Origin of the sequence: Streptomyces sp. NPDC006309 (assembly GCF_040613095.1) — a bacterium.
In the GTDB taxonomy this organism is placed as follows: Bacteria; Actinomycetota; Actinomycetes; order Streptomycetales; family Streptomycetaceae; genus Streptomyces.
Genome location: NZ_JBEXRO010000067.1, coordinates 1 through 1301, shown reverse-complemented (window position 1 = coordinate 1301; position 1301 = coordinate 1). Strand labels below are relative to the sequence as shown.

Here is a 1301-nt window from a genome sequence, read left to right as displayed (position 1 = left end):
TCGCGGACGCAGCGCAGGAGCCGGACGGCGTCGATGATGTGCAGGTCGTACATGATGCTGATGCCGACGAACTGGGGCCGCTCGCGCCGGATCAGGTCGACGATCGCCTCGTCGCTGGGGTTGCGCCCGTGCAGGTTCAGCGCCCGCACCGAATATCCGCAGGCCCTCAAGTGACCGGCGATGCAGGCCACGCCCAGGTTCTCCCGGACCCGCTTGTAGAACAGCCGCATCGCCGGGTCGAGGGACAGGTATTCCTCATCGTTGATCAGGACGTTCTGGTTGTTCAGGCTCGCGGCGCCGGTGGGGATCTCCCGGGGGGTCAGCAGGACCACATCCGCCATGTCCGGTCTCCTTTCTCGTCCTTGCGTGTGCGTCCCGACACCGGCCGGGTCACCCAGCCATGGCCTGTTCTCCGCACAGCCTCTTGGTCTCTTCGACGAACACCGGATAGGGCCGGCCCAGCACCTTGCTGTCGTAGGCGTCGACCAGCGTGCGCAGCTCCGCCTCCAGCCGCTCGGCGAGCCGGGGCGGGTTCTCGTCCGCGAGCAGCAGCCCGACGTTGAGGAAGGCGACCAGCAGATCCGGCAGGCCCTCGACCCAGCCGCGCAGCCGGCTCAGCAGCGGGCGCAGGCCCCGCTCGCCCCGGGACCTGCGCGCCCTGGTCGCGTCGACGATGAGCTGGGCGACGAAGGGCAGCTCTTCCTTGTGGTCGGCGACCTCCGCGCTGACCTTGCTCCAGGCCGCCCACACGTCCTCGACCCGCTGGTCCGGGATCCGGTACTCCCGGCGGGCCTCCAGCAGGACATCCCTGGCCGGCCCCTCGACGTCCGGGAGTTCCGGGGGAGCGGGGTCGGTGATCTTGTCGTACATCTCCGTGCCGCGCAGCGCGATGGCGCGGCTGATGAAGGAGAACGGGTTCTCACTCATGGCGATGCCGGCGGCCACGATGAACTTCAGGTTCTCCCAGAGTTCGTCGAGGGTCGTACCCGGTTCGACCATGATCCAACCGGGTTCGAGTTCGATGCCCTCCTGTTTGAAGATGCGGGCGGCGTCGAAGTTGTACTCCACCATGGTTCCCTTGCGGAACCTCTTGGCCATCGTCGGAGCTCCGGTCTCCATGCCGAGCAGCGCGGAGGCCATCCCCGCCCTGCGCAGGGTGCGCAGCGCCTCCCGGTCGATGAGGCCGGTGTCGACGCGGAACTCACTGTGGAAGGAGATGTCGAGGTTGCGGCGGAGGATCTCCTCGGCGAATCCGACGGCGTGGTGGTAGCCGTCCTGGAAGGCGCCGCCGAAGTTGTCGT

General features: G+C 67.9%; 1 protein-coding gene and 1 pseudogene. Both read right to left on the bottom strand.

What is annotated here, in order from left to right; translation table 11 throughout:
- The coding region (locus ABZ117_RS34200) for a cobalamin B12-binding domain-containing protein (RefSeq protein ID WP_356826704.1) at window positions 1-341 on the bottom strand (341 nt) is incomplete at its 3' end.
- A 49-nt stretch (window positions 342-390) separates the two neighbouring features.
- Window positions 391-1301, bottom strand: a pseudogene (locus ABZ117_RS34195) (radical SAM protein); the annotation flags it as partial.